The following is a 21,794-nucleotide window of genomic DNA, read 5'->3' as shown; positions in this document are numbered from 1 at the left end:
GACCGGGCCTCCGCGGCCTTGGTAGCGTTGATGAACTCTGGTATCGCGGCGGGAAGGCAGCAAGCGCATGATCAACGACACTCCTGATGAGCGTCGGGATCAGGTGTCGAGGCTGATCGGTTTCCTCCGCGGCCTGGTCCGGTCACGATCGGTGTCGGTCACCACCGTCGACTCGCATCCCGCAGTCGTGTGGGTAGGCAGGTCGACGCCGGTGCAGGTACGCACGGGAGCGGCGCCAGGACAGACCGTCGTCGAGGTATCTCCGGACGATGACACGTATTCGCAACTGTCGACGATCCTCGACGACCTCGTCGCCGATCCCGAGGCGCTCGAGATCGTCCTCGCCAACGGACTGGTCACCGTCGTCGACAAGGAGAACGACGCCGAGCCCCTCGTTCGCGAACACCTGCTGACTCAGGACGTCGTCGCGGAACGCGACACCGATTCGGGGGTCATCCGGATCTCGCTCGGATCCGCGGGCGTTCCGATGATCCACGACACCCACCTGCTCGCCTCCATCGACGGCATCGACCTGTCCGAGGCGGTCAAGCAGCGGGGACGTGTAGCAGGCCTGACGAACATCGCAAATTCTGCTGCGGGACAACTTGTTTCCGCGTGGCGCGACAACGTCGTCATCGACGACGATCACGTGTCACTGACCATCGACCTCGCGCCGGCCATCGTTCTCCGCAACCGCGGAACGGGGTCGGCGTTGCGCTTCTACGACGCCATGCTGGCGGCACTGCGCGAGCCGGACACCGAGGTGCCGATCGGGCTGTCGCAGCTCGTCGCGCCCATCGAGGCAGCAGACCGGCTGGCGGCGCTCAGCGGGCCGGGAACGACTCCTGCGGCCGAACTCGTCGCCGATGCGATGTTCCCGCTCGCGTCCAATGTCGAGCAACGTGACGTGCTGGCCCAACTCGGTGTCGACAGCGGCGTGGTCGTCGAAGGACCACCTGGTACCGGCAAGACCCAGACCATCGCGAACGTCCTCTCGGCACTTCTCGCCAAGGGGCAGCGCGTGCTGGTGACCAGTGAGAAGGTCAACGCGCTGCAGGTGCTGCGCGACATCCTCCCGCCGGAGCTACGCGAGTTGACCGTTTCGCTCGCCGACATCAGCACCGACAGTTACGACGCCGTGGTGTCGGGCGTCGAGGCGATCGCCGACCGCAAGTCCAGTTTCTCACCCGGTGTCGCCGACGCAGAGATCGACGACCTCGCCTACCGCCGTGCGCAGGCGGTCGATCGGCGCGAGCGTGCGCTCCGCGGTCTGTGGGACCTGCGTTCGTCCGAGACCGAGGTGCACGAGTGGGTTGCGGGCGACTATCGCGGTACCGCGGCGTCGATCGTGCGCGCGTGCAACGCCGACGCCGAACGTTTCGACTGGCTTCCCGGGCCGCTCGACGGCGCTTTGCCTCCACTGGACGGCGGCGAGTTCACCCGACTGCTCGAACTGCTTCGCCGCGTCGGTGACGATTCCGGGCGTCTCGCGCAGCGACTGCCGGACCTCGACGACTACCTACCCGACACGATGACGATGGACGCGATCTGCGAACGGATCAGACAGCGACCCGAGGAGCCGATGGTCGGTAGCGGTTCGTTGATGTCGATCCTGTCGGACGTCGGAAGCGAACGGTTGCTGCGGATAAAGGGGATCTGCGATCACCTCGCGGTGGCCTCCGGTGAGGTCGCGACGTTCCCGCCACTGGTCGTCGACATGGCCGACAGGCTCCTCGCCGGTCAGGAAGCGCACCTGTGGTCGCGCGTCACGGCTCTCTCGTCGGTCATCGCCGACGCCGCGCAGCGTGACCGGGCGATCGGCGCGCACGTCATCGTCGTCGAGAACGCGAGGCCTGGTGACAGTGAGCGGTTCGCAGCTGCCGCGACCTATCTTCGCGAGGGTGGACGCTGGCGTGGCCGCCTCCTGAGATCCGAACAGCAACGGGCAGTAGAAGAATCGGGCGCCATAGCCAGCGTCGACGGCCACGCAGCCACCGACGCCGACAGCCTGGCGCTCGTCGCTGATCACCTCGCGGTCCTCGATGCCGTGAGTCAGGTGCATCGCGTGCTCGCGGATCTGCATGTCCCCGTCGACACCGCCGGTTCCCGATCCAAGCAGCTCAGCCAGCTCGTCCGCCTCGACACGCAGCTCGCCTGGGTATCGGATCTGCTTTCTGCGCGTGATCAGTTGATTCGCGAGCTCGAGTACATCAGTCCCGGTGGCCCGCGCCCGCGCAGCGTCGCGCAGGTCGCAGAGGTTGCCCACCAGGGTGCGTCGATCGCGGCGGCCAACGATGCGATTCTCGCCGAGCAGGAACTGGCCGATCACGCGTACCGGCTGTCAACCGAGGTCGAAAGGGGACCGTCGCCCGAAGGCGATGCACTTGTCGCCGCACTGGCCAACGCCGATGCGGAGGCGATCAGGGCGGCGCGACGTGCGTTCACCACTGCGCGTGGTGAGCTGAACGACCAAGCGGCCGTCGATCTGCTCGCTCTGCGGCTGCGCGGCAAGGCACCGGAGTTCTACGCGGCGCTGGCCGCAACAGCTGACGACCCGGCGTGGGACGCGCGCCTACGTGACGTGGTCGGCGCGTGGGAGTGGCGTCGGGCGCGGACCTGGGTGGCCGAACGCAGCGACCCCGACGCCGAGGCGCGTCTGGCGTCGGCACTCGACGAGGCCGACGCCGACATCGCACAGTTGACCACCAAGCTCGCCGCCGCGCGCGCGTGGCGGGCGTGTCTCGCGCGCACCACCGTCGCCCAGGTGCAGGCGTTACAGTCCTACCGCGACCACATGATCAATCTCGGCAAGGGATCGGGCAAGCACGCCAACCGATTCCGGGCTGCCGCGCGCGAAGCGATGGAGCAGGCGCAGTCGGCAGTTCCCGCGTGGATCATGTCGACCAGCCAGGTCGCCGATATGCTTCCGCCCGAACCGAATTCGTTCGACGTCGTGATCGTCGACGAGGCGAGTCAGGCCGACATCACCAGTTCGTTTCTGCTGTGGCTCGCGCCCCGCGTCATCGTCGTCGGCGACGACAAGCAGTGCGCCCCACGCGGACTCGCCGGAACCTCGCTCGACGATGCGTTTGCCAGGCTCGACGCTGAGCTTCCGGATCTCCCGCATTACCTCCGCGACGGGCTGACACCGCGATCGAGTCTGTTCTCGTTGCTGCGCAGTCGATTCGGTCACCTTATCCGACTACGTGAACATTTCCGGTCGATGCCGGAGATCATCGAGTACTCGTCGCGACAGTTCTACGGTGGGTCGCCACTCGTTCCCGTTCGACAGTTCGGTGCCGATCGGCTCGATCCCCTGCGGACCGTGCGGGTCGACGGCGTGGCCTCCGGCCAGGGGCAGTCGTTGGTGAACGAAGGCGAGGCCGCGGCGATCGTTGCGACACTGCTCGATTGCCTCGCCGATCCCGCCTATGCCCAACTCGATTTCGGCATCATCGCGCTGCAGGGAGCCAAGCAGGTCGATGAGATCACCCGTCTCCTGCGCGAGGCCGTCGGCGAGGAGACCTGGCGTGCGCGTCGTATCCGGGTGGGCACCCCGCCCGACTTCCAGGGCGACGAACGACATGTGATGTTCTTGTCGATGGTGGTCTCCGACCCCGCATCACTGAGTGCCCTCACCCGCGCAGAGTCACAGCGTCGAATCAACGTCGCCGCGTCGCGCGCGATGGACCAGGTGTGGTTGTTCCACTCGGTCGGACTCGACGATCTGCGTCCCAACGACCTGCGCTACTCGCTGCTGGGCTACATGCAGGCAAATCAGGGGCCGACCATCGCTCCGATGCCCTCCGACGTCCCCGACGACGAGCGAGTCGAACCTTTCGACAGCCTCTTCGAGCAGCGGGTGTTCAACCGCTTGGCCGCGCTCGGCTATCACGTGACGCCGAAAGTCCTTGTCAACAATCGGGTCATCGATCTCGTGGTCACGGGTTCGGAGGGCCGGATGGCCGTCGAATGCGACGGAGACGAGTTCACCTCGACAGGCGCGCAGGCGCGCTCCGACATGGAGCGCGAGCGTGAATTGCGCCGCTGCGGTTGGGAATTCGCGCGCGTGCGCGAATCGGAGTTCGAGCTCGACGCCGACGCCGCGCTCGCCGCGGTGATCCGGCTTCTCGACCGTCGAGGCGTCAAACCGGGTTCGGTATCGGCGACGGCCTCCCGCGAGGCTGCTGCGTGGGAACCGATCGACCTGACCGGAGCGGAGTAGCAGCTATCGGCTGCGCCGTGCGGCACGCACGCGTTCGGCGATCTCGGGTAGACCTCGCGCGGCGGTGGTCCGAATGCTATGCGTGGCAACAGAACTCAGTCCGGACGGTTCCGGGTTCAGTTCGATGATCGGAATGCCGCGGTTCGCTGCGCGCTCGGGCAGCGCCGCGGCGGGGTAGACGATACCGCTCGTCCCCACGACGAGGACGGCATCGGCGACGTCGAATACCTGCTCGGCACGTGCCCACGGCTCCGCGGGGAGCGGCTCGCCAAACCACACGACGCCCGGCCGTACCGGCGACAGACATATCGGACATGCGGGCGGCTCGACCGGGCGTTCGTCGGTGGCTGTTGTCGGGTCGGCATCTCTGCCCTCATAGGGGTGTCCGCAGCGCGAGCAGCGGGGAGCGAAAAGGGAGCCGTGTAGGTGGCTGACGACCGTGTTGCCTGCACGCTCGTGTAGGTCATCGACGTTCTGTGTCACCACCATGACCGATGGTGCGTCGTCGGCCTCGTCGGTCGGCTCTGCCAGGGCGCTCAACGCCAGGTGCCCTGCGTTCGGGGCGGCCTGTCGGACCAGGTGTGCGCGCCACTGGTACCACCCCCACACGAGGGCGGGGTCGGCGTTGAACGCCTGCGGGGTCGCCAGTTGCTCGGCGTCGAAGTTTTCCCAGAGTCCCGTTTGTGCGTCGCGGAATGTCGGCACACCGCTGTCGGCCGACATTCCCGCACCGGTGAACACGGTGATCCACTCGGCACCCGCGAGGGTGTCGATGGCGGCCTGGGGGATCTGCGCATCAGGAGTGGTGAGGGCGTCGTCGTAGGTCATGCGCGTCCGATCTGTTCGAGGACCGCCGCACGCACCGTGGCCGCGGTGACGTCGGGGGTCTTGTCGCGACGCACGAGCAGCGATCTCGCCATGCGGAGCTTGTCGCCGCGGTGACGGGGGATCACATGAAGATGCGTGTGGAAGACGGTCTGGAAGGCGGCCTTTCCGTCGTTGACGACGAGATTCACCCCATCAGCAGGCGAGTCGTCGCGTGTCAGCGGCGTCGTCCGCAATGCGGCCGCGACAACCTGTCCCGCACGCATCAGCGCAGCGCCGTCGTCGGGAGCCAGATCTGCCAGGCCCGCCGAATGCGTTCGGGGAACGATGAGGGTGTGCCCACGCGAGACCGGCTTGATGTCGAGGAAGCCCACCACGGCGTCGTCTTCGTACACCTTTCGGGCCGGCGCGGAACCGTCGACGATCTGGCAGAACACGCAGTCGGTCATCCCTGAACCCTAACGACTTCGCCGCCCGGGCTCGACAGTCCCGCGGGCGTGGCATGTCGCAACGAGCGACACGTAGTGCGACAGGTCACATAACGATTATATAACGAGAGTAGGGCGCCTCGATCGGAGCTCGAATCAGCAAGAAAATGCGCCGCGAACTGGTCGGATGTGCACATGGTTTCGGCGGCGGGAAGCGGCGTCATTTGTTACCGGCGGGACTACTCGCGGGTATACCTGGGGGTCGGGAACAACATGAGGAAGTCCTCACGTTTATGTGCCATCATGAGTGCCACGTTCATGTCGACGACGTTCCATGCGGAACTGTCAGTCGCCCGCCACAGCGTCAAAGGTGTTGCTGGGCAAGCATGTTCGTGAGAGACACGTGCGCGACCCGGCGATATCCCCCCGCCGCCGGGTCGTGCCACGTGGTGCTCTCGCACGAAACCCAGACAACTCCTGCATCGCATATCAGCCGAGCCCCGAACCACGAGGAGAGCCCGTGACCGTCGACCAATTCCGCCCAGGGCACCACGGAAGCCGCAACACCGGACGCCCTGCAGAATCCCTGATCGATCGGCTCGCAGCAGGTGAGCAGTACGCGATCAGCTTCGGTGGACAGGGTGGTCCGTGGTTGTCGACACTGGCCGAATTGGTCGTCGACGCCGATCTAGAGCAGAAGCTGGCGGGAGCAGTCGCCGTCGCCGAGCGCATGCTCGCCCCCGTTGCCGACTCCATCGAGATCGCCCGCCCCGACGGCTTCCATCCGCTCGCGTGGGTGCGTGCAGCCGATGCAGGCGAGCCGGTGCCGTCGGACGCCGAGCTCGCCGACTTCGCACTGAGCGGGCCCGGTGTGCTCCTCAGCCAGGTTGCCGTCGTCGAATCACTCAAGAAGCAGGGCCTCGATCCCGATGCGATCGCACCCGTCGCCGTCGTCGGACATTCGCAGGGATCACTCGCTGTCGACGCCATCCGGCACGGCGAGAGCGGCTGCGGACAGCTACTTGCGATCGCGCATCTCATCGCTGCCGCGGGCACGCTCGTTGCTCGACGTCGTGGCCTGGCGAGCGGTCCCGACGGCTCGCCGATGCTGTCGATCACCAACGTTGCCCCGGCACGCATCGACGAGATCCTCTCGACCTATCGCGCGGGGCTGCCTGACGCCGAATTGGTCACCGCACCCGTGATCGCCATTCGCAACAGCCGTCGTTCGGTTGTGCTGTCCGGCGCACCCCGGCACCTCGCGGCGTTCGCGGCGGAGTGCGAGCGCATCGTGGCCGCCGAGGCCGACGACCGCAAGCGCAAGGTCACCGGCGGCGCGCCCTTCGCCCCCGTCTTCGACGAGCTTCCCGTCAGCGTCGCATTCCACCACCCCGGCATGGCACCGGCGGTCGATCTGGTGCGCGAGTGGGCGCAGACCTGCGGAATCGACGCCGACTCCGCTGCCGGTCACGCCGAATCGATTCTGGTCGCACCGGTCGACTGGGTTGCTCAGATCGACGCCGTGATCGCCGACGGCGCCGCGTGGATTCTCGATTTCGGTCCCAGCGATCTCGCAACGCGACTCACCGCGCCGCTCGTTCGGGGGCAGGGCGTCGGCCTGGTGGCCACCGCACTTCGCGGAGGTCAGCGAAACCTGTTCAGCCCCGGTGGAATTCCGGAGGTCGCACGCCGTTGGTCTGACTTCGCCCCGACGCTGGCTGAGCTCGCCGACGGTCGGCGCGTCGTGCAGACGGCGTTCACCCGACTGACCGGGCGCTCTCCGATGTTGCTTGCGGGCATGACCCCGACCACCGTTGACCCGGCGATCGTCGCCGCCGCGGCAAACGCGGGCCACTGGGCCGAACTCGCCGGCGGTGGCCAGGTGACCGAAGAGATCTTCGCGCGCAACGTCGCCACGCTCACCGACCTCCTCGAGCCCGGCCGCGAGGCACAGTTCAATGCGCTGTTCCTTGATCCGTACCTGTGGAAGCTCCAACTCGGCGGCAAGCGTCTCGTGCAGAAGGCGCGGGCGCAGGGCGCTCCGATCGACGGCGTGATCGTGTCGGCGGGTATCCCCGAACTCGAGGACGCCGTGGCCCTCGTCGACGAATTCGTCGAGGCAGGACTGCGTTTCGTCGCATTCAAGCCCGGCACCGTCGAGCAGATCCGTTCGGTGATCCGCATCGCCGCCGAGGTACCGCACCACCCGGTCATCGTGCAGATCGAAGGCGGACGCGCCGGCGGCCACCACTCATGGGAAGACCTCGACGACCTGCTGCTCTCCACCTACGCCGAGCTGCGCGTGCGTGACAACGTCGTCATCTGCGTCGGTGGCGGCATCGGTACGCCCGAGCGCGCCAGTGAGTACCTGACCGGCGAATGGGCAACAAGGCACGGTTATCCCACCATGCCGCTCGACGGCATCCTGATCGGCACCGCGGCCATGGCCACCGCCGAGGCCACCACGGCGCCGGAGGTCAAGCAGTTGCTCGTCGACACCGAGGGTGTCGACGAGTGGATCGGCGCAGGCCGTGCCGCACACGGAATGGCTTCGGGCCGAAGCCAACTCGGCGCCGACATCCACGAGGTCGACAACGCCGCGTCGCGCTGCGGGCGACTTCTCGACGAGGTGGCGGGCGACGCCGACGCGGTGGCCGAACGCCGCGACGAGATCGTGGCCGCCATGGCGCCGACCGCCAAGCCCTACTTCGGCGACGTCGACTCCATGACCTATCGCGAATGGCTCGACCGCTACGCGACGCTGGCCGTGGGGGACGGTCGCACCGATCAGTACCCGTGGGCCGACATCACCTGGCAGCAGCGGTTTGTCGAGATGCTGCAGCGTACCGAGGCGCGTATGCACCCGAAGGATTCGGGGCCGGTGCCGACGATGTTCGCCGACCTCGCGTCGACCGACGATCCGCATGCGGCGATCGACGCTCTCGGCGGTGTCTATCCCGAGATCGAGACCGACATCCTTCATCCCGCGGACGTCGCGTTCTTCCTCGGTCTGTGCCGGACCCCCGGCAAGCCGGTCAACTTCGTGCCCGTCGTCGACAAAGATGTTCGACGGTGGTGGCGCAGCGACTCGCTGTGGCAGGCCCACGATGCACGCTATGGCGCGGACGCCGTCTGCATCATCCCGGGGCCGGTCGCGGTATCGGGTATCACTCGTGTCGATGAACCGGTGGGTGACCTACTCGACCGGTTCGAGGCCAGGGTCGTCGACGATCTGACCGTCGCCGGTGCGGCGCCTGAGCCGATCACCGCGCGCAAGCAGGCCCAGGTTCGCGACACAGGCGTCCTCGGTGCCGTGCTCTGGGCTGACGATGTCTCGTGGGCCGGCCGTATCGTGCCGAGTCCCATTGCGCTACTGGGTGCTCGGGAGTCCTGGGAGGTCACCTCGGAGCATCGCGCGGAGCACGCGGCAACCGGCGCTGTGCTCGAGCATCTGGGCGAAGACAACTTCGAGCTGACAGTGCCGATCTCGGGATCGTCGGTGCGCATTCCGCTCCGCGTCGATCGGAGCATCGCCGACGGCGGTAGCCCGCGCATCGAGCGAGATGATGCCGCAGACGCGATGCGCGAGATCCTCACCGTCGCAGCGGGTGGATGTCTGACAGACGTCGTCGACGGTGCCGCGGTCACCACAGTCGAGTGGTCGGCAGACGGCGTCGCCGACCACGCCGTGGTCACCGCCAACACGCTGCCCGCTCACCTCCACGCCGTGACACCGTCGCAGCCGTTCGGCTTCGCGGTGCCCGACACGCTCGTAGGCGCCTGCTGGCCAAGCGTTTTCGCGGTGGTCGGTGCTGCCAAGACCGATGACGGCATCCCCGTCGTCGAGGGACTGCTCGACCTCGTCCACCTCGACCACACCATCGAGACGTTCGCAACCATTCCCGACCACGACACCGAGCTCACCGTCGTCGCCCGCGCGGGCGACGTCCGGGATACGACCGTGGGACGCGTCATCGACGTCGCCGTCGAGGTGTCGGGACCGGACGGTGAGATCGCCCGTATGACAGAGCGTTTCGCCATCCGAGGCCGGATCGGCGATGCCGAACTCGACGATCCGCAGCGCGCCGGGGGAGCGATCACAGACGAGGCGTCGGCCACCCGGAAGCCGCTGCGTACCGCGACGATCACCGCGCCGACGCGCATGGGTGCGTTTGCTGCCGTCTCGGGTGACCGCAATCCGATCCACACCGACGCATGTGCCGCGAAGCTCGCAGGACTCGGCGAGCCGATCGTGCACGGCATGTGGCTGTCGGCGGCCGCTCAGCACGTCGTCACCGCGGCCGATTCACGCAATCGCACCCCGTCGCCACGCCCGATCGTCGGGTGGACGGCTCGCTACCTGGGGATGGTCCGCACCGGAGATGCGGTCTCGGTCCGCGTCGACCGCGTCGGTCTCGATCGCGGCCGCGAGGTCGTCGAGGTGACCTGCAAGGTCGGCGACACCCTGGTGATGAGTGCCACGGGACTTCTTGCGGCTCCGCGCACCGTCTACGCCTTCCCGGGCCAGGGCATCCAGAGCAAGGGCATGGGGCTCGACGCCCGGTCGCGCTCGAAAGCCGCCCGGGCCATCTGGGACCGCGCGGACAAGCACACACGTGCTGCTCTCGGGTTCTCGATTCTCGCGGTCGTTCGCGACAACCCCACAACCCTCGTCGCCAACGGGACCACCTACAACCACCCCGACGGTGTGCTGTACCTGACCCAGTTCACCCAGGTCGCGATGGCGACGCTCGGCGTCGCGCAGATCGCTGAGCTCAAGGAAGCAGGCGGATTCGTCGACGGTGCCATCACCTGTGGGCATTCGGTCGGCGAGTACAACGCCCTCGCGGCATGCGCGGGAGTGCTCCCACTCGAAGCCGTCCTCGAGGTGGTGTTCCAGCGCGGCGAGGCCATGCACCATCTGGTCCCGCGAGATGAACTGGGGCGCAGCGACTATCGCATGGCGGCCATTCGCCCGAGTCAGTTCGGCCTCGCCGACGCCGACGTCGAGTCGTTCGTCGCGGAGGTCGGGGAGTCGATCGGCGAGTTCCTGGAGGTCGTCAACCTCAACCTTCTCGGCTCGCAATACGCCATCGCGGGTACCGTTCGCGGTCTCGAACATCTCGAAGACGAGATCGAGCGTCGTCGAACCGAATTCGGCGGCAAGCGATCGTTCATCCTCGTACCCGGCATCGACGTCCCGTTCCATTCGACGGTGCTGCGCGCCGGTGTGCCCGAGTTCCGCGGCAAGCTCGACGAACTGCTGCCCGCACGGATCGATCCCGACATCCTCGTCGGGCGCTACATCCCGAATCTCATGCCGCGATTGTTCACACTCGACCGCGCGTTCGTCGAAGAGATCGCGGCGCTGGTGCCGTCCGAGCCGCTCGACGCCGTGCTCGCCGACTGGGACACCCATGCGGCTGACCCGGCTGGTTTGGCGCGCATCGTTCTCATCGAGCTGCTCGCGTGGCAGTTCGCGAGTCCCGTGCGCTGGATCGAGACGCAGGACCTCCTCTTCGGTGCAGCCGAACGCGGTGGCCTCGGCATCCAACGGTTCGTCGAGATCGGCCTCAAGGGTGCGCCGACGCTCGCAGGCCTGGCGACCAACACCCTCAAGCTCGACGACTACGGTTCGGCGACAACCGAAGTGGTGAATCTCGAGCGCGATTCCGATGTCATCCTCGCCAAGGACGCGGGTGCCGAGCTCGATGACGAACCCGCCGACGACGCGGCTGCGCAAGACACCGGTGCTTCACAAGATGCGGCGACAAACACGCCCGCTCCCGCGGCAGCAGCGCCTGCGGCTCCGAGCGCGCCCGCGGGCGCTCCGCGGCCCGACGACGTCTCCTTCGGGCCGTCGGATGCGGTTCGTGCAGTAGTCGCGCTGTGGACCAAGATCCGCCCCGAGCAGATCGGTTCGGCAGACACCATCGAGGCGTTGTGTGACGGCGTCTCGTCGCGGAGAAACCAGCTCCTGCTCGATATCGGTGCCGAACTCGGACTCGGCGCGATCGACGGTGCCGCGGAAGCCGACATGGTGGCGCTCGCCGCGACGGTCGACAGCCTCGCGCGCGGCTACCGTCCTCTGGGTGCGGTCCTCACCGACGCCGTGTCCGATCAGATCCGCAAGGTGCTCGGCCCCGTCGGAAAGCGGCAGGCCTACATCGCCGATCGTGTGACCGGTGTGTGGCAGCTAGGTCCTGGCTGGGGGCTGCATGCCACCGTGGCGCTCGCTCTCGGCACACGCGACGGAGCCAGTGTGCGTGGCGGCGACCTCGGCGATCTGCTCGACGGACCTCTCGCCAACACCGACGCACTCGACGCTCTCGTCGACCGCGCGGTGACCGCGGTGGGTGCGTCCCGCGGCATCGCGGTCGCCAAGCCCGCGGCCGACACCGGCGGTGGCGCAACGGTCGACGCGGCCGCTCTCGGTGAGTTCACCGAGCAACTGACCGGACGTAGCGGCGCGCTCGCCTCTGCCGCGTACACGGTGCTGGCCAAACTCGGACTCACCGAGGACGACGCCGCGCCCGAGATCGCGGAGAACGTCGACGCTCAGCTGGCCGAGCGGGTCAGTGCCGAGCTCGGCTCCGACTGGGCACGCACCGTCGCGCCGGCGTTCGACGCCGAGAAGATCGTCCTCGTCGACGACCGGTGGGCCACGAGCCGCGAGGATCTGGTGCGGATCTGGCTGACTTCCGACGCCGATCTCGCCGACCGACATGAGTCGATCGTCGAGTCCTTCGTGGGTGCGGGACAGACTGTCGCACAACATGCCACGTGGTGGCAGGGCAAGGCTTCCGCTGCAGGCGAGGCGACACGTGCCCAGATCTTCGGCGCGATCGCCGCCGCAGCAGAGGCGCCGGACTCGGGTGAATGGTCCGACGAGGTCGCAGTGGTGACCGGCGCGGGCAAGGGATCGATCGCCGCAGGCGTGATCGGCCGACTGCTCGCGGGCGGAGCGACGGTCATCGCCACGACGTCGAAGCTCGATTCCGGAAAGCTCGCCTTCTACAAGAAGCTCTACCGCGAGAACGCGCGTCACGACGCCGCGCTGTGGGTCGCACCGACCAACATGGCGTCGTACACCGACGTCGACGATCTCGTCGAATGGGTCGGCAGCGAACAGACCGAGAACATCGGCGGCACAACGGCTGTCCTCAAGCCGGCGATGAAGCCGACGCTCCTCTTCCCGTTCGCGGCACCTCGTGTCGCCGGTGATCTCACCGACGCCGGAGCGCGCGCCGAGCTCGAGATGAAGGTCCTGCTCTGGTCGGTGGAGCGGCTCATCGCGGGGCTGTGTGAGATCGGTGCCGACCATGACATCGCGGCTCGACTGCACGTCGTGCTGCCCGGATCGCCCAATCGCGGCATGTTCGGTGGGGACGGGGCCTATGGCGAATCCAAGGCCGCACTCGATGCGCTCGTCACCCGCTGGGGAGCCGAGGAATCGTGGGGTGCGCGAACGACTCTCGCGCACGCGCTCATCGGCTGGGTGCGCGGCACCGGGCTGATGGGTCACAACGACGGCATGGTCGCGGCCGTGGAGGCCGCAGGCGTGCGGACGTGGAGCACAGACGAAATGGCGGCACAGCTCCTCGGATTGTGCACTCCCGAGCAGCGCGTCGCCGCCCGGGATCAGGCGATTCTCGCCGACTTCACCGGCGGCCTCGATCCGTCCATCGACCTCAAATCACTTGCCACCGAACAGGATGACGCGGGCGAGACTGAGGTCGAGACGGAGGAACTCGACGAGGCGACCGTCGCTGCGCTGCCCGCGCCGGCTCGTGCCGCGGCATCGATGACGCCCGCGTGGCCGTCGATCGATGCGCGTCCCGAGGATCTCGTCGTCATCGTCGGCGCCGGAGAGCTCGGACCCTACGGTTCGTCGCGCACCCGGTTCGAGATGGAGGTCGACGAAAAGCTGAGCGCGGCAGGCGTGTTGGAGCTTGCCTGGAACACCGGTCTGATCGTCTGGGACGACGCACCGAAGCCGGGCTGGTACGACACCGAGAGTGGCGATCCGGTCGACGAGGCCGATATCGCCGAGCGTTACCACGACGCGGTCGTCGAACGTTGCGGTATTCGACGCTACGCCGACGACGGTGCGATGGTCGACAACACCTCGCCGCTGCTCACGTCGATCTTCCTCGACGAGGATCTGAGCTTTACCGTCAGCTCCGAAGAGCAGGCCAGGGCATTCGCGGATGCTGATCCGGACAAGACGAGGATCGCTCCGATCTCCGACACCGGGGATTGGCGGGTCACGCGTCTGGCCGGTACCGAGATCCGCGTGCCCCGCAAGTTCGAGCTGAGCCGGACCGTCGGAGGTCAGATTCCGACCGGGTTCGACCCGACTCGCTGGGGTGTCACGCCCGACATGGTGGAATCAATCGACCGTGTGGCGCTGTGGAATCTCGTCGCGACCGTCGACGCCTTCCTGTCATCGGGCTTCACGCCGTCGGAACTGATGCGGTGGGTGCATCCGGGACTCGTCGCCAACACTCAGGGAACCGGCATGGGTGGCATGACGTCGATGCGTGAGCTGTATGTCAACACGCTGCTCGGCGAGGCGAAAGCCAACGACATCCTGCAGGAGGCGTTGCCGAATATCGTTGCCGCACACGTTGTTCAGTCGTACGTGGGCAGCTACGGTGCGATGATCCACCCTGTCGCTGCGTGTGCGACGGCCGCTGTGTCGGTCGAGGAGGGCGTCGACAAGATCCGTCTCGGCAAGGCGATGTTCGCGGTGGCGGGCGGATTCGACGATCTCGGTATCGAAGGCATCGTCGGATTCGGCGACATGTCGGCGACCGCGGAGTCGGCGAAGATGGCTGCACGCGGAATCGACGAGCGCCGGTACTCGCGTGCCAACGATCGGCGACGTGGTGGATTCGTCGAATCTGCCGGTGGCGGAACCATTCTGCTCGCTCGTGGCGACGTCGCGGCACAGCTCGGATTGCCGGTTCTCGGCGTCGTAGCCTGGGCGCAGAGTTTCGGCGACGGTGTTCACACCTCGATTCCCGCGCCGGGACTCGGAGCACTGGGCGCCGCACGTGGGGCGCTCGCCTCACCGTTGGCCGATGCGCTGGGTGCGCTCGGCGTGAGCGCCGACGATGTCGCGGTCGTGTCTAAGCACGACACCTCAACGCGCGCAAACGATCCCAATGAGTCCGAGCTCCACGAACGGCTCGCCGACGCGATCGGCAGGACGCCCGGCGCGCCCCTGTTCGTCGTGTCGCAGAAGTCGCTCACCGGCCATGCGAAGGGCGGCGCGGCGGCATTCCAGCTCATCGGGCTCTGTCAGGTGCTGCGCGACGGAGTGATCCCACCCAACCGCAGTCTCGACTGTGTCGATGAGCAGATGCGCGACTACCCCCATCTCGTGTGGGCGCGTGAGCCGCTCGCGCTCGGTGATCGATTCCCCCTGAAGGCAGGTCTGCTCACCAGCCTCGGCTTCGGCCACGTGTCGGGTCTGATCGCCATCGTTCATCCGGAAGCCTTTGTTGCAACTCTGGATTCGGATCAGGCGCAGAGCTATCGCGATCGGGCGGCACGCCGCGAACGTGATGGCGCACAGCGGCGGCTGGTCGCGATGTGCGGCGGCGAGCCTGCGTACCGACGTCCGTCGGGTCGTCGTTTCGACAGCACACTCGACGAGCATGATGCCGAAGCCGGACTGCTGCTCGATCCGGGTGCGCGGCTGACGACCGATGGTGCGTACGGCGCCGCGGCCGATGGACGCTGACGCGATGGCCGTACTCGGGGTGGGGATCGACGTCGTGTCGATCCCGGAGTTCGGAGACCAACTCGAGCAGGTGGGCACGAACTTCGTCGAGAGGTTCACGGTGGGCGAGCGGCGTGACGCGGCAACGGGTACGGGCGAGGATGCCCGTCACCTCGCGGCACGGTGGGCGGCGAAGGAGGCCGTGGTCAAGGCGTGGTCTGTGAGCCGATTCTCGCGCTCGCCGCTGCTGCCGCTGATCCGGCACAGTGATATCGAAGTGGTCACCGACACCTGGGGCCGTCCGGCGATCAGGTTGTCGGGAGAAATCGCCGAACACCTTCGTGACACGACCGTGCACATTTCGCTCACGCACGACGGGAACACCGCTGCCGCGGTGGCGATTCTGGAGGGGAGCTGACCGGAGGGTGCCCAATCCGTCTGTCGTGCAACGGATTCAGCTACCGGTCGACTCCTCGAGCAGGAGATATCCCGCGAGCATGCGCTTGAGTTCGTCGACCGTCGCGGCGTGGTCGTGGCCGTCCTGCACCGAGAAACTCAACAGTGAGTACGCGGTGTGGACCAGGACCTGTGCCATCATGTCCCGACGCCGTCCCTGCGAGGGGGTCAGCGGGGCAAGGATGCCTGCCACCTGTTCGGCGAGCACGCGTTCGTTGAGTGATGCCGTCGCGCGGGTGGCAGGCGTCGACTGGACGGCGAGCCAGACCGCGCGGCGCGACGGATCGTCGCGCCAGAGGGTCGCCAGATGGTCGAGAAACTTCTCGAGCAGGTTCGGCCATTCGAGCGACGGCACCTCCGAGGCGAAGGCGGCGAGCTCCTCACGTACCCCGACCGTGTCCTGTCGGTCGAGTTCGCAGACGATGACGTACTTGTTGGCGAAGTACTGATAGAGGGTTCCGATGGGCACTCCGGCGCGAACGGCGATCTCTTCGCAGGTGAGCGACTCGAAACCCACCTCGGTCAGCAGGTCCCGCGCCGTCGCCAGCATCGCGGAGAACTTTCGTTTGCTGCGCTCCTGCGTCGGGCGTTTGCGCGGCACCAGGGGTTCGGTACTCATCGGTTCGATCAGCTCGGTTCGATCAACGCCTGTGGTCACACCGACAGGTCGCGCCTGAGCTTGGCAACGTGCCCGGTGGCACGCACGTTGTACTGCGCGAGCGCGATGGTCCCGTGGTCGACGAGGAACGTCGACCTGATCACACCCGTGACGGTTTTGCCGTACAGCTTCTTCTCGCCGAAAGCGCCCCATGCGGTCATGACCGACTTGTCCGGATCGGACAGGAGTGGAAATGTCAGGCCCTCGGCGTCGGCGAATTTTGCCAGCTTCTCCTGCTTGTCAGGGGAGATGCCGACGACGGCGATGCCCTGTCCGTCCAGTTCGGCGAGGTTGTCGCGAAAGTCGCACGCCTGCTTGGTGCAGCCGGGAGTCGACGCCGCGGGGTAGAAGTAGACGATGACCTTGGAGTCGGCGTAGTCGGAGAGAGAGACCGATTCGCCGTGGGCATCGGTGAGTGTGAAGTCGGGCGCGGTGTCGCCGACCTCGAGACGGGATGTGCCAGACATGGTGGTCAGGCTAACCGATAGGGCAGGTCGACCGGGTGATCGACCCACAGCCGGGCAAACCGGGCACGGCCTCAACTCACTCGCGCAGGACGCGGCTCACCACCTCGCGATGACGTATTCTCGACATGTCGTTTGCTCTGTCGACGCGTGCGAGACCTGCCGTGGCCGCTGCGTGGACGGCGTTCTGGCGGAAAGACGCGGATCGGTGAGTCCGCATGTGTAGTGAAGAAGTCTGGGAGGACAACTGTGGCCGGCGACACCGACCGTATCGAACAAGACATCGTGCAGGCGCGCGAGGACCTGGCCAACACGCTCGACGAACTCGCGGTTCGGGTAAGTCCCGAGCGGCTTGCCGACGACGCGAAGACCAAGCTGATCGCCTTGGTCAACAAGCCGGCGGTCAAGATCTCGCTCGCGGTTGCCGGTGCCGTCGTTCTGGTTGTCGTCGTCCGCAAGGTGATCGCGTGACGCGTGCTCGTCCCTCTGGTTCTGTAGACCGACAGAAGTCCCGGGGTTCGCGTGCACGGCGTGTGGGCGCACTCGCGGCAGCCGGATTGGTGGTCGTCAGTGCGGCGGCTTGTTCTCAGTCGCCCGAGTATCCCGACACCGTCACCAATGCGCCTGCGCTGCAATCGTTTGCGCAGCCGACGATCTCGGTGACCGGCTGGCGTGACCGTCCGATGACCGACCACGCGGTCGGCGTCATGCCGGGCGCACCGGTGAAGGTCGCGGCCCAGAACGGAAGTCTCACGTCCGTCGTCGTGTCGGGGCCTGATGGTCCGGTCGCGGGCAAGGTGTCGCCCGACGGCGGTACCTGGGTGTCGAGTCAGCCGCTCGACTTCGGTGGCGATTACACGCTCACCGCCGCGGCGAAGGGCGTCGAGGGTGATGGTGCTCGCAAGATCAGCTTCACGACGGCGTCCGCGGACTCGCTGGCATCGGTGTCGTCGGTGGTGCAAGACAACGAAACCGTCGGAGTAGGGCAGACAGTCGCGATCAACTTCGACACTCCGGTCGCCAACAAGCTCAACGCGCAGCGTGCGATCACGGTGACCGCCGACCCGCCGGTCGAGGGTGCCTTCTACTGGCTCAACGACAGCATGGTGCGTTGGCGCCCCGAGCATTTCTGGAAGCCGGGTACCAAGGTGCACGTCGCGGCCAACCTCAAGGGCATCGACCTCGGTGGTGGCGTGTACGGCAGCAACAACCTCGACACCAATTTCAAGGTGGGGCGCAGTTTTGTCGCGGTTGCCGACGACAAGACCAAGAACATCACGATCTCGATCGACGGCAAGGTCGTCAAGACGATGCCGACGTCGATGGGCAAGGATTCGACGCCGACCAACAACGGCATCTACATGGTCGCCGAGCGTGAGCCGAGCGTGATCATGGACTCGTCGACGTACGGCGTGCCGGTGAGCTCGCCCGGCGGCTATCGCGAGACCGTGTACGACGCGACTCGAATCTCGTTCAGCGGCATCTATGTTCACTCCGCGCCATGGTCGCTGGGCGACCAGGGTGTCGACGACGTGAGCAACGGATGTCTCAACGTGAGCCCCGCCAACGCGGAGTGGTTCCTGAACAACGCACTCCGAGGCGACGTCGTCATCGCGAAGAACACCGTCGGCGAGCCGTTGCCAGGAGACGACGGCCTCGGCGACTGGAACGTTCCGTGGGCGGTGTGGAAAAAGGGCAACGCATGAGTTCCCGTGCGGGAGAGGCCAAAAACGGCTTCCGAACAGGCGATTTCACTTCTGAGGCAGTGACCCTGTAAGGTTCTTTCTCGCACGGCCAAGCGCCATTAGCTCAATTGGCAGAGCAGCTGACTCTTAATCAGCGGGTTCGGGGTTCGAGTCCCTGATGGCGCACAAGAAGGTAGCTAGGTCGGAGGTATTTTCCTCTGACCTAGCTTTTTCGTTTGAGTGGCCACTGTGCCAAGAGTGTGCCAACGGGTTTCAGTGTGCCGCGGTCATCCGAAGAGTGCGTGTCGTCCTGTCGACGGCGTTGCCGGTCAAGGTCGGTGTGGTCCTAGACCCCGCGGCCATCTCCATCGACATCGTCGGCCCGCGCATCGACATCGAATGGAGCGTCGAGTCGGGAGAGCTGTTCCAGCGCAACCAGATTCAGGCGCGCGTTGAGGGCCGATTCGATGTTGCGGTGTACCAACCCGCCGCCATCTACCGGGTGGCGACCGCTGCGGCGGAACCCGCCTGCGTCACCCGATGACGCGAGCACCCGACGACCCGATGCCCTACCCGGCATCGGGGTCGTTCACATTACGTCCGTGTCTTCGGATGGGTAGACTTGTGGGACACCATCCGGAGGAGGACCTCATGAGCAGGCAGAATAGGCGTGCCGACGCTCTACGGAGGTTGTCTGCGCGCTACGGGAAGAATGACGACGCAGCCCTGGCCGGAGCCGCTCTCGATGCGGTCTACAGCGAGGTCCGCGAACGGGGCGAACTGTCGGAGGACGCGGCATTCGAGGAAGTCGAAGCCGAAACCGAACGTATCCGGCGCGAACGTCGCCAGGGTGTCTACGCCCGGTAGCCGGAGGTATCGGATAGTTGACCGTTGTCCTTGTACTGGACACCAACGCTCTTATAAGTGCAGCGCTCAGCCCGAGTGGTCATTCTGCGCAGCTCATCGAACTTGCTCGGCGGGGTCGCATCTCGCTCATCATGTCGGACCACCTGTGCGAAGAGTTGGAGACCAGGCTGGAGCGGGAAAAGTTCCGACGTTGGCTTTCTCTCGATGAGGTTCGAGATTTCGTCGACGCCGTAACCGTCGTAGCTGATTGGATCGACGACCGCCCCGACAACGAGATCCCTCTCGTCTGTGACGACCCAGACGATAACTACCTGGTTGCGCTGTTCCAGGATTCAGACGCAACGATGCTCGTGAGTGGCGACAAGGCCGTGCTGCGGATCGATTTCCCCGGCCTCGACGTGCGCAAGCCGGCTGCCGCGATAAAGGCCCTGGACTTCGTCCACGAATGGGGCGAAGGCTACATGGAGGGATCAGAAGAACGGTCGTGGGCACTAATCGATGCCGAGGGTCACCGCGGTGTCATAACGGCCTACACGGCGTTCACAGCCGTCCTGGACGAACCGAACGTCAAGGAACTACTCGCGTTCGTCGTCGTCCCGGAAACGCTCAAGCACTTCCGCAAACGTAAAGCATTGAAGTGGATACGCGAGCAACTCTCGGAGCGCGGAATGGCCACTCGCCCTATCTACGCGTCACCCGATGTCGCGTATATCAAGCTGCCGCCGGACCCTGGAACGAATCTGCGCGTGGTCGGGGACGTCCCATTGCCCGCAGACACAATTTTCGCCACGATGCAGCGATGCCCAGATCTCGATGACCTACCCGATGCCGACTTCGATCACTGGCGCGTTTTCGGGATCGGCGATGCTGTCGAGCCTGAACGAATCCGGCCGCGGCCGACGCTAGGGCAGTGATTCAAGAAACCCCGCTAGTGGGCTCTTAATCAGTGGGTTCGGGGTTCGAGTCCCTGATGGCGCACAACAACTACCGCGATCGCCCCGGTTCCGTCCGGGGCGATCGCTTTTTGCGCCGGACACTGGTCTCTGTCGTTCGGTCGTACGGCATGGCGGGCTAATGGTCATGTCGGGCGACTCGGGCATTCGTCGTATCTCGTACACTGGTGGCGCGCCATCGCGCACAGTCATTTGATCCACATCTGCGGCTCCACACAACGGAGGCCCGCGGATCGTTAGAACATCGGGCAGGAGTCACATGGTGAGCGGTCGTATCCAGCGACGCGGGTTGATGATCGTTGGAATGGTGGTTGCCGTGGCCGCGCTGCTGAGCTCGTGCTCGCAGACGGCGAAATACTCCGAGAATGTGCAGAGCTCAGCACTTTTCGGCGATCTCCTCATGCCGGGCGTCGAGATCACCGAGTGGGCCGACAGGCCACTGATCGATCAGGCGGTCGGCATTCAGCCCGGTGCGCCGATCACGGTTCAGGCCAGCGAGGGCGCACTGACCAATGTGCGGATCGACAAGGCCGACGGCACGCCGTTGCGTGGAAGCCTCAGCGAGGACGCGACGCGATGGACGAGTGCCGAGCCTCTCGGCTACGCGCGCAACTACACAGTGCAGGCCGACGCAAAGGGTATCGGCGGCACCAGCACCAAGCGCGTCTCGTTCACCACGCGAGCACCTGCCAATCTGACACAGGCGTACCTGACCCCGTCGAACGGCGAGACCGTCGGTGTCGGGCAACCGGTCGCCGTGAAGTTCGACGAACCCATTGCTGATCGCAAGGCCGCCCAGCGCGCGATCACCATCACCACCACGCCTCAGGTCGAGGGCGCCTTCTACTGGATCAGCGATACCGAGGTTCGCTGGCGGCCCAAGGACTACTGGAAGCCGGGAACCAAGGTCTCCGTTGCGGTGAACACCTACGGCATCGATTTGGGTGATGGCGTCTTCGGGCAGGAGAATCTCAAGTCGAACTTCACCGTCGGTCGTTCGATGGTGGTGACCGCCGATGACCGCACCAAGCAGGTGGTGTTCAATCGCGACGGCAAGGACATCCGCACGATGCCGACATCGATGGGCAAGCCGGGTACCGAGACCGACAACGGTGTGTACCTCGTGTCCGACAAGCACGACAACATGATCATGGACTCCTCGACCTACGGCGTCCCCGTCGGTTCCGCAGACGGCTACCGCACCCCGGTCGACTACGCGACCCGTATGTCCTACAGCGGAATCTTCTTCCACTCCGCACCGTGGTCGGTGTGGGCGCAGGGCAACACCAACACGAGCCACGGGTGCCTCAATCTCAGTCCCGACAACGCGCTGTGGGTCATGCAGAACACGTTGCGAGGCGACCCGGTGATCGTCAAGAACACCGCGGGCGGGACGCTCTCGGGCACCGACGGACTCGGCGACTGGAATGTCCCCTGGGCGGTCTGGTCGAAGGGCAACGCCTAGCACCTACCGTGACACCAGTCACTGTTACGATCGGCGGT

At 66.1% G+C, this 21,794-nt stretch carries 13 protein-coding genes and 1 tRNA gene; 10 read left to right on the top strand and 4 right to left on the bottom strand.

Features of this window, described 5'->3' with window-relative positions; genetic code table 11:
• Positions 1 to 67: 67 nt before the first annotated feature.
• A complete protein-coding gene (locus GOSPT_RS17605; RefSeq protein ID WP_005207804.1) occupies positions 68 to 4,225 on the top strand; it encodes a PDDEXK-like endonuclease domain-containing protein in 4,158 nt (1,385 codons plus the stop codon).
• A gap of 3 nt (positions 4,226 to 4,228) precedes the next feature.
• Here GOSPT_RS17605 and GOSPT_RS17600 read toward each other — a convergent pair whose 3' ends face one another.
• Complete coding sequence (locus GOSPT_RS17600) at positions 4,229 to 5,053, bottom strand: NAD-dependent deacylase (protein ID WP_005207803.1); 825 nt, start codon at positions 5,051 to 5,053, stop codon at positions 4,229 to 4,231.
• Entirely contained in the window at positions 5,050 to 5,499 is a 450-nt protein-coding gene (locus GOSPT_RS17595; protein ID WP_005207802.1) for an HIT family protein, read from the bottom strand. The genes GOSPT_RS17600 and GOSPT_RS17595 overlap by 4 nt, the downstream gene beginning before the upstream one ends.
• Before the next feature lie 499 nt (positions 5,500 to 5,998).
• Here GOSPT_RS17595 and GOSPT_RS17590 point away from each other — a divergent pair, with 499 nt between their 5' ends.
• Positions 5,999 to 15,229: a type I polyketide synthase gene (locus GOSPT_RS17590; RefSeq protein WP_039856538.1), complete on the top strand. Its 9,231-nt coding sequence runs from the start codon at positions 5,999 to 6,001 to the stop codon at positions 15,227 to 15,229.
• A gap of 4 nt (positions 15,230 to 15,233) precedes the next feature.
• Complete coding sequence (gene acpS, locus GOSPT_RS17585; protein ID WP_039856554.1) at positions 15,234 to 15,626, top strand: holo-ACP synthase AcpS; 393 nt, start codon at positions 15,234 to 15,236, stop codon at positions 15,624 to 15,626.
• A 36-nt stretch (positions 15,627 to 15,662) separates the two neighbouring features.
• On the opposite strand, the gene GOSPT_RS17580 is transcribed toward acpS, so the two are convergent.
• Entirely contained in the window at positions 15,663 to 16,283 is a 621-nt protein-coding gene (locus GOSPT_RS17580; RefSeq protein WP_005207799.1) for a TetR/AcrR family transcriptional regulator, read from the bottom strand.
• A gap of 35 nt (positions 16,284 to 16,318) precedes the next feature.
• A complete protein-coding gene (gene bcp, locus GOSPT_RS17575) occupies positions 16,319 to 16,789 on the bottom strand; it encodes a thioredoxin-dependent thiol peroxidase (RefSeq protein ID WP_005207798.1) in 471 nt (156 codons plus the stop codon).
• A gap of 246 nt (positions 16,790 to 17,035) precedes the next feature.
• Between bcp and GOSPT_RS17570 the strand changes: the two genes are divergently transcribed.
• The 7 genes from GOSPT_RS17570 to GOSPT_RS17545 all read left to right on the top strand — a co-directional run bounded on the left by GOSPT_RS17570 (position 17,036) and on the right by GOSPT_RS17545 (position 21,756).
• Complete coding sequence (locus GOSPT_RS17570; RefSeq protein ID WP_005207797.1) at positions 17,036 to 17,257, top strand: DUF3618 domain-containing protein; 222 nt, start codon at positions 17,036 to 17,038, stop codon at positions 17,255 to 17,257.
• Positions 17,254 to 18,492 (top strand): L,D-transpeptidase, encoded by a 1,239-nt coding sequence (locus tag GOSPT_RS17565; RefSeq protein WP_005207796.1) that lies wholly within the window; start codon positions 17,254 to 17,256, stop codon positions 18,490 to 18,492. The genes GOSPT_RS17570 and GOSPT_RS17565 overlap by 4 nt, the downstream gene beginning before the upstream one ends.
• 92 nt (positions 18,493 to 18,584) lie before the next feature.
• Positions 18,585 to 18,657 (top strand) — tRNA-Lys (locus GOSPT_RS17560).
• 112 nt (positions 18,658 to 18,769) lie between these two features.
• Positions 18,770 to 19,015 carry a phage major capsid protein gene (locus GOSPT_RS17555; protein ID WP_005207795.1) on the top strand — a complete coding sequence of 82 codons (246 nt, stop codon included), beginning with the start codon at positions 18,770 to 18,772 and terminating at the stop codon, positions 19,013 to 19,015.
• A gap of 107 nt (positions 19,016 to 19,122) precedes the next feature.
• Positions 19,123 to 19,338, top strand: coding sequence for a hypothetical protein (locus tag GOSPT_RS23680; RefSeq protein ID WP_005207794.1), 216 nt, complete (start codon positions 19,123 to 19,125; stop codon positions 19,336 to 19,338).
• Between the two features lie 17 nt (positions 19,339 to 19,355).
• Positions 19,356 to 20,252, top strand: coding sequence for a putative toxin-antitoxin system toxin component, PIN family (locus GOSPT_RS22875; protein ID WP_005207793.1), 897 nt, complete (start codon positions 19,356 to 19,358; stop codon positions 20,250 to 20,252).
• A 298-nt stretch (positions 20,253 to 20,550) separates the two neighbouring features.
• Positions 20,551 to 21,756 carry a L,D-transpeptidase gene (locus GOSPT_RS17545; RefSeq protein WP_005207792.1) on the top strand — a complete coding sequence of 402 codons (1,206 nt, stop codon included), beginning with the start codon at positions 20,551 to 20,553 and terminating at the stop codon, positions 21,754 to 21,756.
• Positions 21,757 to 21,794: the final 38 nt, after the last annotated feature.

The sequence above is a fragment of the Gordonia sputi NBRC 100414 genome (genome assembly GCF_000248055.1).
Lineage (GTDB): Bacteria > Actinomycetota > Actinomycetes > Mycobacteriales > Mycobacteriaceae > Gordonia > Gordonia sputi.
This window is presented reverse-complemented; position numbering and strand designations above follow the sequence as displayed.

Excerpts from the sequence above, each read along its gene's own strand:
- GOSPT_RS17605 (WP_005207804.1), top strand. The coding sequence starts at position 68 with ATGATCAACGACACTCCTGATGAGCGTCGGGATCAGGTGTCGAGGCTG.
- GOSPT_RS17600 (WP_005207803.1), bottom strand. The coding sequence starts at position 5,053 with ATGACCTACGACGACGCCCTCACCACTCCTGATGCGCAGATCCCCCAG.
- GOSPT_RS23680 (WP_005207794.1), top strand. The coding sequence starts at position 19,123 with ATGAGCAGGCAGAATAGGCGTGCCGACGCTCTACGGAGGTTGTCTGCG.
- GOSPT_RS17545 (WP_005207792.1), top strand. The coding sequence starts at position 20,551 with ATGGTGAGCGGTCGTATCCAGCGACGCGGGTTGATGATCGTTGGAATG.
- bcp (WP_005207798.1), bottom strand. The coding sequence starts at position 16,789 with ATGTCTGGCACATCCCGTCTCGAGGTCGGCGACACCGCGCCCGACTTC.
- acpS (WP_039856554.1), top strand. The coding sequence starts at position 15,234 with ATGGCCGTACTCGGGGTGGGGATCGACGTCGTGTCGATCCCGGAGTTC.
- GOSPT_RS17580 (WP_005207799.1), bottom strand. The coding sequence starts at position 16,283 with ATGAGTACCGAACCCCTGGTGCCGCGCAAACGCCCGACGCAGGAGCGC.
- GOSPT_RS17595 (WP_005207802.1), bottom strand. The coding sequence starts at position 5,499 with ATGACCGACTGCGTGTTCTGCCAGATCGTCGACGGTTCCGCGCCGGCC.